The 16967-nt window shown below is 67.5% G+C and carries 11 protein-coding genes; 3 read left to right on the top strand and 8 right to left on the bottom strand.

What is annotated here, in order from left to right; all coding sequences use genetic code 11:
• Positions 1-27: 27 nt before the first annotated feature.
• The 5 genes from TPAU_RS08760 to TPAU_RS08740 all read right to left on the bottom strand — a co-directional run bounded on the left by TPAU_RS08760 (position 28) and on the right by TPAU_RS08740 (position 7305).
• On the bottom strand, positions 28-2763 hold the full coding sequence (locus TPAU_RS08760) for an MGH1-like glycoside hydrolase domain-containing protein (RefSeq protein WP_013126394.1): 2736 nt from the start codon (positions 2761-2763) through the stop codon (positions 28-30).
• A gap of 54 nt (positions 2764-2817) precedes the next feature.
• Positions 2818-3543 (bottom strand): pirin family protein, encoded by a 726-nt coding sequence (locus TPAU_RS08755; protein WP_013126393.1) that lies wholly within the window; start codon positions 3541-3543, stop codon positions 2818-2820.
• A gap of 9 nt (positions 3544-3552) precedes the next feature.
• Positions 3553-5211 carry an amidohydrolase gene (locus tag TPAU_RS08750; RefSeq protein ID WP_013126392.1) on the bottom strand — a complete coding sequence of 553 codons (1659 nt, stop codon included), beginning with the start codon at positions 5209-5211 and terminating at the stop codon, positions 3553-3555.
• Complete coding sequence (locus TPAU_RS08745) at positions 5208-6683, bottom strand: purine-cytosine permease family protein (protein ID WP_013126391.1); 1476 nt, start codon at positions 6681-6683, stop codon at positions 5208-5210. The genes TPAU_RS08750 and TPAU_RS08745 overlap by 4 nt, the downstream gene beginning before the upstream one ends.
• A gap of 112 nt (positions 6684-6795) precedes the next feature.
• Positions 6796-7305: an Lrp/AsnC family transcriptional regulator gene (locus tag TPAU_RS08740; protein ID WP_013126390.1), complete on the bottom strand. Its 510-nt coding sequence runs from the start codon at positions 7303-7305 to the stop codon at positions 6796-6798.
• Between the two features lie 98 nt (positions 7306-7403).
• On the opposite strand from TPAU_RS08740, the gene ald reads away from it, so the two are divergent.
• A complete protein-coding gene (gene ald, locus TPAU_RS08735; RefSeq protein ID WP_013126389.1) occupies positions 7404-8519 on the top strand; it encodes an alanine dehydrogenase in 1116 nt (371 codons plus the stop codon).
• 9 nt (positions 8520-8528) lie between these two features.
• Here the strand turns inward: ald and TPAU_RS08730 are convergent, their stop codons facing one another.
• Positions 8529-10409 carry a putative nucleotidyltransferase substrate binding domain-containing protein gene (locus tag TPAU_RS08730; protein ID WP_013126388.1) on the bottom strand — a complete coding sequence of 627 codons (1881 nt, stop codon included), beginning with the start codon at positions 10407-10409 and terminating at the stop codon, positions 8529-8531.
• 138 nt (positions 10410-10547) lie between these two features.
• Here TPAU_RS08730 and TPAU_RS08725 point away from each other — a divergent pair, with 138 nt between their 5' ends.
• Together TPAU_RS08725 and TPAU_RS08720 are read left to right on the top strand one after the other, a co-directional pair.
• On the top strand, positions 10548-12119 hold the full coding sequence (locus tag TPAU_RS08725; protein WP_013126387.1) for an amino acid permease: 1572 nt from the start codon (positions 10548-10550) through the stop codon (positions 12117-12119).
• An 86-nt stretch (positions 12120-12205) separates the two neighbouring features.
• Positions 12206-13210, top strand: coding sequence for a glycerophosphodiester phosphodiesterase (locus TPAU_RS08720; protein ID WP_013126386.1), 1005 nt, complete (start codon positions 12206-12208; stop codon positions 13208-13210).
• A gap of 59 nt (positions 13211-13269) precedes the next feature.
• Here TPAU_RS08720 and TPAU_RS08715 read toward each other — a convergent pair whose 3' ends face one another.
• Entirely contained in the window at positions 13270-14601 is a 1332-nt protein-coding gene (locus tag TPAU_RS08715; RefSeq protein WP_013126385.1) for a M16 family metallopeptidase, read from the bottom strand.
• A 3-nt stretch (positions 14602-14604) separates the two neighbouring features.
• Positions 14605-16857 carry a polyribonucleotide nucleotidyltransferase gene (locus tag TPAU_RS08710; RefSeq protein ID WP_013126384.1) on the bottom strand — a complete coding sequence of 751 codons (2253 nt, stop codon included), beginning with the start codon at positions 16855-16857 and terminating at the stop codon, positions 14605-14607.
• Between the last annotated feature and the right edge of the window lie 110 nt (positions 16858-16967).

Genomic DNA, 16967 nt, shown 5'->3' with positions numbered 1-16967 from the left:
TCGCAATAATGCGTACGGTGTTCTCAATTAGGTGGACTCGGCAGTTCCCGGCCGATACACCGGTGAATCCGATGCGGGTGGCTCCATAGGTAGACGAGGGTTGTGCAAATGCGCGACGAGTCCGGTCCATCCGGTCTGATGAGTCGCACCGAGCCCTTCCCCGGTATCGCCGTCGAAGTACTCGTAGAACGTCGGATGCTCGGCCCAGAGCGGGTTGTCACTGCCCTCGATCCGTGCCGCGTCGGCGGGCCGGCGCGCACCACCACCGTCGGGCCGGGCGACGGGCCGGAACAGCCCGACCAGTCCCCCGTCGATGATGTCCGCGGCCTCCTCCAGCGTGCACAGATTGTCCGATCCGGTCGGAACGGCGATGGTGAAAGCGTCGCCGAAGTGGCGACCGTAGGTCCGCAACTTGTCGGCGAGCAGCACGTTCACCGGGAACCAGACGGGGCCGCGCCAGTTCGAGTTTCCTCCGTACATGCCGGTGGTCGATTCGCCCGGCTCATAGGCGATCGAAACCGAATTGCCCTCCACGTCTTCCGTCACCTGTTGCTCCGCCTTCGACAGCGAACGAATCCCGAAGGGCGCGAGGAACTCGGCCGGATCGAACATGCGCTCCAGTACTCGCCGCAGCCGGTCGGGGTTCACCAGGGACAGCAGCATTTTCCGCTCGCCGCCCTCGCCGATGCTGTCGAGCAAAGGTTCTACCAACTCCGGTCGGCGCTGGCGCAGCCAGTTCAACCGCGAGGTCACATCGGGGCACTTGTGCTCGATCCAGGAGGGCACGTCGGTAGCGCCGAGGATCGGCAGCAGGCCCACCATCGAGCGCACCCGCATCGGCTGCGCGGTGCCGTCCGGGCGTACCAATACGTCGTAGAAGAAGCCGTCTTCGTCATCCCAGAGCGACAGGCCGTGGGAGCCGAAATTGTAGGTGGCGCGGGAGATCTGCAGGAAGTGCTCCAGGAACTTGGTGGCACAGTCCTGCCACGCCGGATCGTGGCGTGAGAGCTCCAGAGCGATCTTGAACATCTGCTGGCAGTAGAAGGCCATCCAGCTGGTCGCATCGGACTGTTCCAGCCGGAAGCCGGGCGGCAACGGAGCGGACCGGTTGAAGAAGCCGATGTTGTCCATACCGAGGAAACCGCCCTCGAAGACGCCGGCGTCGTCGGATCCCTTGCTGTTGACCCACCAGGAGAAGTTCAGCAGCAGTTTGGTGAACACACGCACCAGGAAGTCCTGATCACGCCAGCCATCGATGCGATAGACGTGCCAGGCGGCCCACGCGTGCACCGGCGGATTGACATCGCCGAATTCCCATTCGTACGCGGGAAGTTGTCCGTTGGGGTGCATCGCCCATTCTCGGCACATCAATACCAGTTGCTCCTTGGCGAACTCGGGATCGATGTGGGCCAACGGTATGCAGTGGAATGCCAGGTCCCAGGCGGCGAACCAGGGGTACTCCCATTCGTCGGGCATCGAGATCACATCGGCCAGCGAGAAGTGTTTCCAGGTGGTGTTCCGGCGGCCGGGGTCTGATCGTTCGGGCGGCGATGGGTCGACCACCGAGTCGCCCTGCAGCCAACTCTCCACGTCGTACCGGTAGAGCTGCTTGTTCCACAGCATCCCGGCGTAGGCGCGGCGCGCAACGGTGCGGTCCTCGCCGGTCACGTCCGCGTGGATCACGGTGTCGTAGAACTCGTCGGCCTCCCCACGCCGGTCACGCAGCACCGCGTCGAATCCGGGCCCGAAGGTATCGAGCGACGGCGCCTGATGCGACAGCCGCAGCCGCACCCGTACGCTCGCGCCCGGCGATACACTCGCGAACCGGTACCAGAGCGCCGCCTTGGTACCGCGCCCCTCAGGGTTGACCGCGGATTCATCACCGCCGACGATCCGCTTGTTGATCGCGTCCTTCGGGTACGGCGAGGCGTTCGTAGCGTTACCGAACAGCTCCACCCCATCGGTCTCGTTGTCGCAGAAGAGAACCTGCGGTGTCCCCTCCGCTGCGAGGTAATATTCGCCGAGCCACTGATGAGTCACGCGGACGGCCGCGAGCCCTCCGGTCGCGAGCTCGGGCTGGCGCAGCAGAGCGATCTCCCCGCGGCGGTCGTCGTGCCCCCAGGCCCAGGTATTACGGAGCCACAACTGCGGCAGGAGATCGAGTGGCGCGGGAGACGGCCCATGGTTGACCGCCTCGATCTCGACGCAGATGTCGTCAGGGGCGGCCTTGGCGTAACGGACGTGGACGTCGAAGAAACGGTTGTCGGCGAGAATGCCGGTGTCGGCGAGTTCGAACTCGCGTTGGCTGCGGTCTCGGGCGGCGTTCTCGTCCCGGAGCCGTTGGTAGGGGTACTCGGCCTGCGGATAGCGGTACATCCAGTGCATCCAGCTGTGGGTAGGCGTTCCGTCCAGGGGCCACCAATACTCCTTGACGTCCTCGCCGTGATTGCCCTGAGCGTTGGTGAGACCGAACAGGCGCTCCTTGAGGATCGGATCGTTGTGGTTCCAGAGTCCGACGGCAAGGTTGAGGAAGCCGTACCGATCGCAGATCCCGCCGAGGCCGTCCTCGCCCCAGCGATAGGCCCGACGGTGCGCCTGTTCGAATCCGAAGCTGGCCCAGGCGTCGCCATCGGCACTGTAGTCCTCCCGGACGGTGCCCCACTGGCGCCCGGAGAGGTACGGGCCCCACAGGCGCCAGGCCCCGTCGGGTCCGGGACTCTCCGCGAGGCGGCGGTGTTCGGCAGTCGGATCGGTCTCGCTCACGCGGAGAATCTTGCTACAGCATCACCGCTCGCGCAGGCCCGCCGCGCAATGGGTTCAGCGGATGGCGGAGCGAGCCTGGACGTGCATCTCCCAGAACAGGATCTCCGCGGGTTCGGCGGCGCGCACCCGGGACTCCCCCGCATCGACGGATCGGAGCGCGTCTCCCTCGGTGAGCCGCTCACCGTCGGTCTCGATCGTCCCGGTGACCACGAACAGGTGGCCGAAGGGGGCCGCAGGGAGGATCACGTCCTCGCCGGCGCCGAGCCGGGCCCCGTACAGCGCCGCCGCGTCGTTACCGATGGTCACCGCCGGGCTGTGCCCGGCGATACCGGAGGCCACGGTGACCAACCCGCGCCCGCCGAGCGCGACGTCCGCGGTGCGGTACTCGGGCTCGCCTCCGGGCTCGTTGGGCGGCAGCCACATCTGGATCACCCGAGCGACGGTGCCCGTGGCACGGGGGTTCTGCTCCCGGTGGTTGACGCCGGTGCCGGCGCTCATGGCCTGGACCTGCCCGGCGCGGACGAGCCCCGTCGACCCCGAGGAATCGTCGTGGTGGATCTCTCCGGTCACCACCCAGGTCACGATCTCGGCGTCACGGTGGAAGTGGCGGTCGACACCCGAACCGGGGTCTACCAGATCGTCGTTGTGCACCAACAACTGTCCGTGGGCGTTCGCTCCCAGATCGAAGTTCCCCGTGAACGGCATCGACTGCCGGGTATAGAGCCCCTCCCCTCGCCAGTGCGTGCGGTCGGCGGCGCGGATGACCCTGCTTTCGCTCACCCGTTCAGACTAGGCGCCGCCCCCGGGGGTGGCGGTACGCGAGTAGGCGACCTCGCCGAGAACGTAGGTGGCGCGGACTGTCGCGTCGAGGAGTTCTCGAGGATCCGCTTCGAGCAGGTCGATGTCGAGCACGACGAAGTTCGCTTGCAGCCCCCGGCGGATGCGCCCCGCCGCCGTATCGATACGTCCCGCGTAAGCGCCTCCCGCGGTGAGCGCTCGCAGCGCCTCGCCGCGGGTGAAGGCGCGCTCGGGGTGGTACGGAGGCAGGGTGGGCGCGAGAGCCGATCCTCCGGTCAGCGCGATGTACAGGTTGGCCAGCGCTTCGTGCGGGGCGGTCGGCGCATCGGTGCCCAATGCGATGGGGACGTCGGCGTCGCGGAACTTCTGCCACGGGAATCCCTGCTCCTTCCGACCATCCCCCAGGACTGCTTTCCAGTTGTCCATGATCGCCGGATCACTGTGCACCGGTTGCAAAGACGCGATGATTCCCAGCGCCGCCATACGCGCGATCGTGCGGTCGGTGACGGTCTCGAGGTGCTCGAGTCGATGGCGCGGTTCGCCTGACGGACCTGCTGCAGAGCGGGCGCACTCCTCCAGGATGTCGACGGCGATCTCGCTGGTTCGATCGCCGATCGCGTGCACGGCGATCTGCAGGCCCGCCGCATCGGCTGCCAGCGCGACCGGTGTGAGCCGTTCGGCGCTCCAGATCGGCTCGGCATTGCTCCCGTCCGCGTACGGGCGCCGCATCGCCGCGGTACACGCGTCGATCACGCCGTCCATGATGATCTTCACTCCGCCCACCGAGAACCATGCGGATTCACCGGTGGACTCGAGTTCATCCCGGAGGGCGACCACCCGGTCGACCTGGGCGAGGTTCTGCGCCGGATCGTCGTGCGCGATGAGCAGGACGTGCCCGGTGAGCGGGAACGGGAGCCGTCCATCGCGCGCGAGCACACCGCGCAGAGCGGCGATCTCGATGTCGGACAGCGCCATATCGGTCGCACCCGTGACACCGGACCGGAGATAGGCACGGAACGCGGCCTCGACCGCGTCCCTATGGTCGTCCGCGCTCTGTAGGCCGCTCGCGTAGTCCCTGCCGTACAGCATCCCCGCGGTCTCGTACAGCATCCCGGTCGGGTTTCCCTCGGCGTCGCGAGCAATGGCACCACCGATCGGATCGGCGGTGTCGGGCCCGACCCCGGCCTCGGCGAGCGCGGCCGCATTGACCCATGTGGAGTGAAAATCGTTGGCTTCCAAATAGACCGGCACATCAGGAAGAACTTCGTCGATCATCGCCGCGGTCGGTGCACCGCCGTCGACCGCGCTGAAGAACCAACCACTGCCGATCACCCGCGGTTCATCGGGGTGGGCCGCGCGCCAGTCCACGAGCCGCGACTGGATCTGGGCGAGCGTGGAGCAGTCTCGTAGTTGCACCCCACGCAGGGATGTGCCCAATCCATGAATGTGCACATGGGAATCGATGAACCCGGGTGCCACGAATCGCCCCTGGAGGTCGACCTCGTCGGCCTCGCCTTCCACGGACGCACGCACCTGGTCGAGACCGCCTACCGAGCCGAACACCCCGTCGGTGACGGCGAAGGCATCGGCGACGCCGCCGTCCGGCTCCGAGGTGAATACCGTCGCGTTGTGGAAAATGGTGGTCGTCATCGTTCGTCCTGACGTCGGGGATGGGGTATCGGTACGGCGGCGGCACCGGCGGTGCCGTCAGCCCGGTACAGCAGGGCGTAGCAGCCCGAAGCCACGAGGAGTCCGGCCGGGACGGACAGGTCCAGGCCCGTCAGCGCGGCGACCGGCCCGACCACGACCGTGGTGTTGACGCACAGGCTCGACGCCGCACCGCCGGCGATCAGACTGATCACCCCGGCGCCGCGGAATCCCCGGCGGAACCAGAACGGGCTGCCGGGCGAATCGTCCAGGAGCGCCGCCCCGTTGTAGCGGTTGCGGCGCAGCAGGACATCTGTCGCGAAGACGGCGATGAGCGGCCCGGCGGCGATGACGACGAGCTGCAACAATGCCGACACGGCGGTGGTGAAGTCGCGGGCCACGATCGACACGCCGGTGAGAGCGGCGCCGATCGCGGCGATGATCACCGTCGACGGGATCCGGCGGATCGGGATCCCCAGCGCCTGCAGCGATAGGCCGGCGCTGTACATGGTCATCGCATTCAGGGCGACGGCGCTCGCGATCACCGCGAGCGTGAAGACCGCGAACAGCCAGGTCGGCAGGCCCACACTGAACGCACCCATCGGATCGCCGACCATGTCGAATTGCGGAGCGGTGGCAAGCAGAGCACCCACCATCGTGGTCGCGATGCCGGGGATCGCGCCACCGAGCGCCGTTGCGGTACCGGTTCGCCACGGTGCCGTATCCGCGGGCAGGTAGCGAGCGAGATCGGGGCTGTTGATGAAGGACAGCGGTGTGGACACGAGGATCGTGGCGCCGATCGTCATCGCCCCGGCGAGGGCGAGTCCGGAGAGGGGTTCGGCCGGCCGGTAGGAGAGGTCCGCGTAGGGATCCATGAACGCGGCGGACACCGCCAGTACCACCGTGACACCGCCGATGACGTAGGGGTACGAGGCGACGATCAGCCCGTGCCCGTAGACCGCGAGCACGCTGGTCACGGCGACGATCACCACGATCACCGCGAGGGTGGACAGGGTCGATCCGTGCGCCCCGAACCGGCCGAGCAGCCCCATACCGTTGAGCGATGCGGCCGACCACGACAGCGAGATGTAGACGGCGGCGAGCAGCCAGCCGTAGAGGCCCACGACCAGCTTGTTGCCCCGCACTCCGTATACCGCGCGGGTGATCACCGAACTGGAGGTCCCGGACACCGGACCGCTCACGGCGATGAGGCCGACCAGCACCCATCCGCTCGACGCGATGATCGCGGTGACGAGCACCTGGAGCAGGCTGAGCCCGAGACCGGCGACCAACGTCGCACCCACCGAGATCGATAGGAAGCTGACGCTCGGCGTGGCCCAGACGCACACCAGCGAGCGAGGGCTGCCCCCGCGTTCCGTGTCCGGGACCAGCTCGATTCCCCGCGTCTCGGGCCCGGTGGCGAACTCCGGGGTCGTCAGATGGCCGGACAGTCCGTCCTGCGTGGCATCCGCCATGGCGACACCTCCCACAAAATGAATTGAATTCGTTTTGTGTGAAAGTACGCCGCGCAGAGTCACCGCGCCGGGCGTCGAGGTAAACAGTGCGTTACCGTCCCATCGCCCGGGATCAGAGCGGTGCGGACCCGCGGACGTGCTCGAACACCAGAGAGGTGTTCGTACCCGCGATCTCCTCGCGCGCACTGAGATGTTCGACCAGATGTCGCAGATCGTCGGTGTCGATCGCGGCGACATGCAACACGTAGTCGTCGCCGCCGGCGAGGAAGTAGGCATCGATCACCGGCGGCAGGTCGATCACCGACTCCACGAACTGTCGGATCCGATGCCTCGCCGTCGACCGCAGCCGCACGGAGATCATGGCCCGGAGCGGGCGGCCGACCGCCGCCGGATCGACATCGGCGTAGAAGCCGCGGATCACCCCCGCATCCACGAGGCGCCGTACTCGCGTATGCACCGTGGACGGCGCCAACCCGACCTCGTCGGCCAATGTCGCGTTCGCGACCCTCCCGTCGCGCTGGAGTACCAGCAGAATGCGTCGGTCCACCTCGTCGAGCAGGGGGCGACGATCATTCGGCAGCGGCGGGCGGTACGCGGAGTTCTGAGAATCTTCGACACCCATATCGAAATTTTACAGAATCTTCTTCGAGCAGATTGCTTGATGATCGATGTTTCTTCACACTTGTGACACAGGCCACTGACCGTGAACAGGAGCGCACCATGCGGGTCGGAATCCCCACCGAGATCAAGAACAACGAGTACCGCGTGGCGATCACGCCGGGCGGTGTCGCCGAACTCGCCAAGCACGGCCATGACGTGCTCATCGAGGACGGTGCCGGCACCGGCTCGGCGATCAGCAACGACGACTTCGCCGCCGCGGGCGCCCGTATCGTGCCGTCGGCCGACGACGTGTGGGGCGAGGCCGACCTCCTGCTCAAGGTGAAAGAGCCGATCGCACCCGAATACGCCCGGATGCGGGCCGATCAGACGATCTTCACCTACCTGCACCTGGCCGCGTCGCGCCCCTGCACCGATGCCCTGCTCGCCTCGAAGACCACCTCGATCGCCTACGAGACGGTGCAACTGGCCGACGGTTCGCTCCCGCTCCTGGCCCCGATGTCGGAAGTGGCAGGACGACTCGCCCCGCAGGTGGGCAGCTACCACCTGATGCGCTCGAAGGGCGGCCGCGGCGTGCTCATGGGCGGTGTCCCCGGAACCGCACCCGCGAAGGTCACCGTGCTCGGCGGCGGGGTCTCCGGCATCAACGCCGCGCAGATCGCCGCGGGCATGGGCGCCGACGTCACCGTTTTCGACCTCGACGTCCGCAAGATGCGGGCGGTCAACGCGCAGTTCGGCGGTCGGGTGCACACCAGCTACTCAACCTCGCTCGCACTGGAGGAGGCGGTCGTCGAGTCCGATCTGGTGATCGGCGCCGTGCTGATCCCGGGCGCTGCCGCGCCGAAGTTGGTCTCCACCGATCTGGTGCACCGGATGCGGCCGGGGGCCGTGCTCGTGGACATCGCGATCGACCAGGGCGGCTGCTTCGCCGACTCGCGCCCCACCACCCATGACGATCCCACGTTCACTGTCGGCGAGACGGTCTTCTACTGCGTGGCGAACATGCCCGGAGCCGTGCCGCGGACGTCCACCTTCGCGCTCACCGGCGCCACGCTGCCGTACGTGCTGCGGATCGCCGACAAGGGCTGGCGCGGAGCGTGCACCGACGATCCGGCGCTCGCGGCCGGCCTGTCCACCCACGATGGCGAATTGCTCAACGCCAGCGTCGGCGATGCCCTCGGCATTGCGGCGAAGTCGCCGGAGTCGGTGCTGGGCTGAGCCTTCGGCTCACCACTCCCCCGTATCGAGGTACTGCGCGAGGTTGCCCATCCGGCGCTGCACGGCGGCGATCTCGCGGACGCACTGCTCCAACAGGCCGCGATCGAGCGAGGGGATCCTACGGATGGACAGCACGTCTCCCGGCGTGCGCCCCTTCGCCATCTGCTCCACCTGATACTCCATCCGGATGCGTTCGAGGATCGAGAAGCAGTCCCGGAGCACTTCGGCCGAATCATCGGGCAAGACGGGCGAATCCGCACCGGCCGCAAGCCGGTTGCGGGTCTGCAGCTTGGTCGAACCCCGACTCAAGGCCGCCCACCGGGCGATATTGACAACGGGAACCAGCGCATGGGCCTTGATGTCGAAGGTGCCGCCGCGCAGCGAGATCACATCACGCATGGAGCGAATCCTGGCCTTCGCCGTGAGCGCCTCGCGGAGCATCAGCATGAAAGCGTGCTGATGCTCCGACAGGTGCTGGTACACACCGGCCACCGGCTGCAGGGTCAGATCGCCCCACACCGGGCGGCCGTCCACCAGGAGCGACGCCATCATCATGGCGTTGTTGGAGAGCGGCGCGTCGATCCATTCGCCTGCCGCATAGAGCCATTCGGACTCGGTCCGGCAGAACCGCGGTTGTGCGGCGACCGCACCGTTGGTGTCGGACGGGATGCCGCATTCCTCAAGCCGGTCGTGGACAGCGGTCGCGAGCGCCAGCGCCGCAGAGCGGCGCTGTTCGATCTCCTCGTCGGTAGCGCCGGGCATATCGGTGAGGATGATCGCGCTATCCACATCGGAGCTCGGCACTACTTCCCGCCGCGACACGCTACCGAGCGAGAGCCAGGTGAAATCACCTTCGCGGAGGTCCGGGTGCACGGTCAGTTCGAGCTCGATACAGCGGCGCACCATCGCCTCGATCGCCACTGCCGCAACACCGGAGACGTGCCGGACCGGCGCGTGCTGCCGGGTGAGCACCGGAAAGATCTCACGGATCGTTCGACCGATGTCCGGCAGTTCCTCCGCCGGTGCGCGTTCGATCCGCCGCTGCAGTGCGAACGTGGACGTGGTGGGCACGGTGAGGAAATCGACGTCCTGCACCACCCCCTGGACGACGCCCTTCGGATCCAGCACCGCCATGTAGTGCAGCTTGCGGTCGAGCATGTCGATCAGCACGTCGCTGGAGAGGGTCGAGGCCGGGACCGCATGCAACGGCGCTGTCATCACCGCCGAGACCGGATCGGTGACCGGCCGGGCTGGGGAGATCACCCGCGCCCGCAGGTCGTGGTCGGTGACGATGCCCAAGGGCTCACCGGCGCCGTTCTGCACCACGACGTAGCCGGATTTGGCGTCGGTCATCGCGGTGGCGGCATCGCGGATGCTCACATCGGGAGGGCAGGTGACCGGGTCCCGCCGGACGATCTCACCCACGTTGCGCTCGTTGAGTTGCTCGGACGAACGGCCGGGCGCCGGCTTGGCCAGTTCGGTGGCGAGGAAGGCTGCACCGGCCGGGGTGGAGAACATGTCCGCGACGGCCCACGCGGGCAACTGCGCCAGCGTGACGTCCGTGAGAGCCACGGCGCGCGGGCCGCCCTTGGCCCCCACCAGGATCACCACGTAACCGAAGACACCACCGGGCCCGACCACCTCGTCGACATCGCCCCGGTCCACCGAAGCGACGTTGGGGAGGTTCCACAGCCCCACCTGGCCGGAGAGCACCACGTACGCGTGCTCCGGCGATGCCGACATCCCATCGAGGATGAGCACGCCCCGGGCGTACTCATTGACCGTCGAATCGGCCACCAGGCGGGCACGTTCCTCGTCCGGCAGTCCGTCGAACGGCGCGTGCTGTGAGAGGAAGGCGAACAGCTCCCCGAGGTCGGAGAAGTCGGTCATGCCCTATGTTTACACGCCGCCATCGATGGAGATACGAAAGTCATCTCGCGGTAACACGTCCGCGGAACGGTTGCGGGGTCTACATTCCCATCCAGCGCAGAACCCACGCGCCTTCACGTCGAGGAGAAAGACCCATCCATGACGAAACCCGTCGATAAGTTCGCCGCCGAGCAGGAGGGCTACAAGCAGACCCTCGGTCGGCGACACGTGCAGATGATCGCCATCGGCGGCGCCATCGGCACGGGCCTGTTCCTGGGATCCGCCACCCGCCTCAACAGCACCGGTCCCGCCCTGCTGTTCAGCTATGCCTTCGTCGGCGTGATCGCCTTCTTCCTGATGCGTGCCCTCGGCGAGATGGTGCTGTACCGGCAGAGTTCGGGCGCGTTCGTCTCGTACGCCCGGGAGTTCTTCGGGGAGGGAGCGGCATTCGCCGCGGGATGGCTGTACTGGATCTTCTGGGCATTGACCGGCGTCGCGGAGTTGTCCGCGGTCGCGAAGTACACCAAGAAGTGGATAGACGCGCCGAACTGGGTCACGGTGATCATCGCGCTGGCCATCGTGCTCGCGATCAACCTGCTCTCCGCGCGCGCCTTCGGCGAGTTCGAGTTCTGGGCGTCCATCCTCAAGGTCGGCGCGATCGTGCTGTTCCTGGTCGTCGGGCTGGTCCTGGTGATCGGCCAGGTCACCATCAAGGGCAAGGACGCCGACCCCGCGCTCGGCCTGCCCGCACAGCCCGAACACCAGGCAGGCATCTCGAACCTGTGGAGCAATCCCGGCGGTTTCTGGCCGCACAGCGAGACCTTCGGCTGGCTCGCACCCATCGTCGTGATGTCGGGCGTCGTGTTCGCGTACGCGGCCATCGAGATGGTCGGCATCGCCGCGGGCGAGATGCAGAACCCGCAGCGCGAGGTGCCCAAGGCCGTGAACTCGGTGATCCTGCGGATCGCCGTCTTCTACTGCGGTTCGATCTTCCTGCTGGTGTGCATCCTGCCCACCAGCCAGTACGGCGTCACCGACAACCAGGGCAACTATTCCTCGCCCTTCGTCACCGTCTTCGAGCGGCTCGGCATCGGCTGGATGGCCGACTTGATCAATGCGGTCCTGATCGTGGCCGCGATGAGCTCGCTCAACGCCGGGCTGTACACCACCGGCCGCATGCTGCGCAGTCTCGCCGCCAGCCGCGAGGCCCCGAAGATGTTCATGAACATGAGCAAGTCGGGCGTGCCCGCCACCGGCATCCTGGTGACCTCGCTGTTCTACGTCGCCGGTGCCGTACTCAACGCCCTGGTCCCGGGTAAGGCGTTCGATATCGCGCTCGAGGCATCCGCGATCGCCGTGGTCGGCGTGTGGTCGATGATCTTCATCAGCCACATCCGCTACCGCAAGCTGTCCGATCTCGGACTGGTGCCGTCGAGCTCGTTCCGCGCTCCGCTCGCGCCGTTCATGAGCTACGTCGGCCTGGCCTTCCTGTTCTTCGTGATCGTCGGCATGGCCTACTCGGGCTGGAAGAGCGCCGATGCCTTCTGGGACAAGACCAACTTCGTCGTCGTGGTGATCGGTCTGCCGATCTTCGTGATCGCGCTGCTCATCAGCTGGGTGATCGTGAAGCCGAAGGTCTTCGACCACCTCGGCGGCGACCTCGCTCCGAAGTGGAGCATCAAGGATGCGGTGGAGAACAAGGTCACGCACGCGAACGACAAGCAGGACTGACCGTGTGCCGAACGCCCGCGAGGTCCCGGCCTCGCGGGCGTTCGGGCATTCACCACCGGTTCACCCGCCACCGCTACGGTTCCGCCATGCCTACCAGCCCCCGCACCGTTCGCCGGATCGCCGCCGCAGCGGCCACCGCCATCGTCGTCCTGGGCGGCGCCGCCGTCACCGCACCCGTACACGCGGCACCGTCGTCCTCTTTCGACCTGCAGTCACATCGCGGGGGCCGGGGCGAACACACCGAGGAGTCCCTCTACGGATTCGCCCGCTCCGTGGAGCTGGGAGTGACCACCCTCGAGCTCGACATCGTGCTCACCAAAGACACGGTGCCGCTGATCTGGCACGACCCGACGGTGCAGGCGGACAAGTGCACCGATACCGCGCCCGTGACCCCGGGCGACCCGCAGTTCCCCTACGTCGGCAAGGTGATCCACGACCTGAGCTACGCCCAGGTGCAGACTCTCCGGTGCGATAAGAAACTGCCGAAGTTCCCCGATGCGAAGGTGGTTCAGGGCAACCGGATCGCCACACTGCCACAGCTGTTCGACCTGGTGGCCGGGTATCGGGGCAACACGATTCGGTACAACATCGAGACCAAGATCGAGGCCGAGGACCGGGCGAAGTCGGCGCAGCCGCAGGAGTTCGTGGACCGGATCCTAGGCGCGGCACGGACCGCGGGCGTACTCGACCGGATCTCCGTGCAGAGCTTCGACTGGCGATCGCTGCCGCTGGTGCGGGCGCAGGCACCGACGGTGCCCCTGGTCGCGCTCTACGACGCCACCACCTGGAAGCGGAACTCGGCCTGGCTCGGTGCGGTGAGCTTCGAGAAGTCCGGCGGTGACGTGGTGCGCGCTGCGAAGTCGGCCGGATTCGATGTGCTCTCGCCCGATTACGCACTGTCGGACGCGAAGCTGGTCGCCGCCGCCCACGCCGCCGGGATGCAGGTGATCCCGTGGACGGTGAACGAGGAGGCAGAGATGCGCAGACAGATCGGCTTCGGTGTCGACGGCATCATCACCGACTACCCGACCCGTCTGCGCAGTGTGCTCGCAGCCGAGGGCACGACGTTGCCGCCCGCGTACCGCGCGTAGCCGCAGCGGGGCGGCCACGTCGCTCCCGGTCGCGGGCGGACGCCCTCGCCCCGACTGGATCAGTCGAGCCAGTTCCGCACTGTGGCCGGCAGGCCCCGTTTGCCGCGGTGCGGACCCAGTACCGCACCACCGAAAGGCCGCGAGAGCAGGTCAGCCGCCACACGGTTCACGTCGTTCGCACTCACCCTGTCGATCCGGGCAAGAGTACGAGTGACCGTGCGCTGGTTCTGGTAGTTGATCTCGCTCCGGCCGATCCGGTGCATCCGGGACTGCGCGTCTTCGAGCCCCAGCACGAGGCCGCCGCGCAGCGACCCTTTCGCTCGCGCCAGCTCGTCGGATGTGAGCCCGTTGTCACGGACGTCTTCGAGCACCGCCCGAGCGACCGCCGCCACCTCGCCGAGACGCTCCGGTGAGCATCCGGCGTACACCGAGAAGGCACCTGTGTCGGCGAAGGTGTCGACCGCGGAGTACACGGTGTACGCGAGCCCGCGCTGCTCCCGGATCTCTTGGAACAGACGCGAACTCAGACCGCCGCCGATCGCCGTATTGAGCACCGACAGCGCCCACCGGTCCGGGTGGAACCGGCCGTAGGCGCGAGTACCGGCCACCAGGTGCGACTGCTCTCCCTCCCGGCCCAGCACGGTCAGCGAGGGTGCAGAGGGTAACCGCCGGATCCCGGAACGCACCGGGGCCGACTCCGCCGCGCCGTCGAGTCGTCCCTCGAAGGCCTTGCGCGCCAACGCCACCACACGCGCATGGGAGACATTGCCTGCCACCGCGAGCACCATCCGCTCCGGGGTGTAGCGGCGCCGGTGGAAACCGCGGAGCCGCGCCGCGGTCATCGACGAGACGGACTCCTCGGTGCCCAGCACCGGCCGGCCCAGTGGGTGGCCGCCGAACAAGGCCGCCGTCGCTGCCTCATTGACCAGGTCTTCGGGATCGTCGTCGCGCATGGCGAGTTCTTCGAGCACGACCTCGCGTTCCACCTCGACGTCGGCGGGCCGGCACAGGCCGCCGAGTACGACGTCGGTGACCACGTCGACCGCCAGGTCCAGATCGGTATCGAGCACGTGGGCGTAGTAGCAGGTGTGTTCCTTCGAAGTGAAGGCGTTGATCTCCCCGCCGACCGCGTCGACCTCCGCGGCGAGTGAGGCGGCATCGCGGTGCGGCGTCGCCTTGAACAGTAGGTGTTCGAGGAAGTGTGCCGCGCCGGCGGAGGCCGGATGCTCATCACGGGAGCCGACGGCGACCCACAGGCCCACGGCGGCGGACCGGGAACCCGGCACCGTCTCCGTGACCACTCGCAGGCCACCGGGCAGAACGCTACGACGAACGGGGGCACCCGGTGCGGATGCCCCCGTCCGTGCAGCCTGTCGTTTCAGGCCGCTCAAGTGCTACTCCTCGGTCGCCGCGGCGGCGGGAACGGGCTCGGCCGCCTTATCGTCCTCGACCACGGGGATCAGGCTGATCTTGCCGCGCTCGTCGATATCGGCGATCTCCACCTGCAGCTTGCTGCCGACGTTGACCACATCCTCGACCTTGTTCACGCGCTTGCCGTTACCCAGCTTGCTGATGTGCACCAAACCGTCGCGGCCGGGGACCAGCGAGACGAAGGCGCCGAACGCCGTGGTCTTGACCACGGTGCCCAGGAAGCGCTCGCCCACCTTCGGCAGCTGCGGGTTGGCGATGGCGTTGATCCGGTCGATCGCCGCCTGGGCCGACGGGCCGTCGGCCGCACCGACGAACACCGTGCCGTCATCCTCGATCGAGATGTTGGCGCCGGTCTCCTCGGTGATGGAGTTGATCGTCTTACCCTTGGGTCCGATGACCTCGCCGATCTTGTCCACGGGCACCTTGATGGTGGTGATCCGCGGGGCGTACGGGCTCATCTCGTCGGGGGCGTCGATCGCCTCGGCCATGACCTCGAGGATCGTGGTCCGGGCATCCTTCGCCTGGCCGAGCGCGCCGGCCAGGACCTGCGACGGGATGCCGTCCAGCTTGGTGTCGAGCTGCAGGGCGGTGACGAAGTCGGACGTGCCGGCGACCTTGAAGTCCATATCGCCGAAGGCGTCCTCGGCGCCGAGGATGTCGGTCAGGGCCACGTAGCGGGCCTGGCCGTCGACCTCATCGGACACCAGTCCCATGGCGATGCCCGCGACGGGCGCCTTGAGCGGCACACCGGCGTTGAGCAGCGACATCGTCGAGGCGCAGACCGAACCCATCGAGGTGGAGCCGTTGGAACTCAGCGCCTCCGAGACCTGACGGATGGCGTAGGGGAACTCCTCCACCGAGGGCAGTACCGGCACGAGGGCGCGCTCGGCGAGGGCGCCGTGGCCGATCTCGCGGCGCTTCGGCGAGCCGACACGGCCGGTCTCACCGGTCGAGTACGGCGGGAAGTTGTAGTGGTGCATGTAGCGCTTGGACTTCTCGGGTCCGAGCGAGTCGATCTGCTGTGCCATCTTCACCATGTCCAGCGTGGTGACGCCCAGGATCTGGGTCTCGCCACGCTCGAACAGCGCACTGCCGTGGGCGCGCGGGATCACGGCGATCTCGGCGCTGAGCGAGCGGATGTCGGTGATGCCACGGCCGTCGATGCGGAAGTGGTCGGTGAGGATGCGCTGGCGCACCAGCTTCTTGGTCAGCGAGCGGAAGGCCGCGCCGATCTCGCCCTCGCGGCCCTCGAACTGCGGGCCCACGGCCTCAAGCACCTCGGCCTTGACGACGTCGGTGGCGTTATCGCGCTCCTGCTTGCCGGCGATCGACAGCGCATCGTTGAGCTTCGCGGCACCCGCGGCCTCGACGGCGGCGAAGACGTCGTCCTGGTAGGCGGGGAACAGCGGGAACTCGCCGGTCGGCTTGGCCGCACCAGCGGCCAGCTGCTTCTGCGCCTCGCACAGCACGGCGATGAAGGGCTTGGCGGCCTCGAGGCCCTCGGCCACGACGGCCTCGGTGGGCGCGGTGGCGCCGCCCGCGATGAGCTCGATAACGTTCTCGGTGGCCTCGGCCTCGACCATCATGATCGCGACGTCGGCGTCCTTGCCGGAGCCCGAGACGATGCGACCCGCGACGACCATGTCGAAGACGGCGCGCTCGAGCTGCTCGACGGTCGGGAAGGCGACCCACTGGCCGTCGATGAGGGCGACGCGCACGCCGCCGACGGGACCGGAGAAGGGCAGGCCGGCGATCTGGGTCGACGCCGAGGCGGCGTTGATCGCGACCACGTCGTACAGATCCTTGGGATCGAGCGACATGACGGTCACGACGACCTGAATCTCGTTGCGGAGGCCGTCGACGAACGACGGGCGCAGCGGCCGGTCGATCAGGCGGCAGGTGAGGATCGCGTCGGTCGACGGGCGACCCTCGCGACGGAAGAACGAGCCGGGGATGCGGCCCGCGGCGTACATGCGCTCCTCGACGTCGACGGTCAGCGGGAAGAAGTCGAAGTGCTCCTTCGGGTGCTTGCTGTGCGACGTGGCCGAGAGCAGCATCGTCTCGTCGTCGAGGTAGGCGGCCACCGAGCCGGCGGCCTGCTGCGCGAACCGACCGGTCTCGAACCGGATCGTGCGCGTGCCGAAGGAGCCGTTGTCGATGACGGCCACCGCTTCGGTGATGTCGTCGTCGAACTCGACCTGAGTGTTGTCGGACATGTAGTGAATCAGAACCTTTCGGTACCCAGGCCCGTCCGTGCCCGGCCTCACGCAGACTGCGCGGAGACCTCGTCATTCGACGCGGCGGCGGAGCGCCCCGGTGCGGTCAT

The sequence above is a fragment of the Tsukamurella paurometabola DSM 20162 genome (genome assembly GCF_000092225.1).
GTDB classification, from domain to species: Bacteria; Actinomycetota; Actinomycetes; order Mycobacteriales; family Mycobacteriaceae; genus Tsukamurella; species Tsukamurella paurometabola.
Note: the sequence above shows the minus strand (reverse complement) of the source record. Positions and strands in the feature narration are given on the sequence as shown.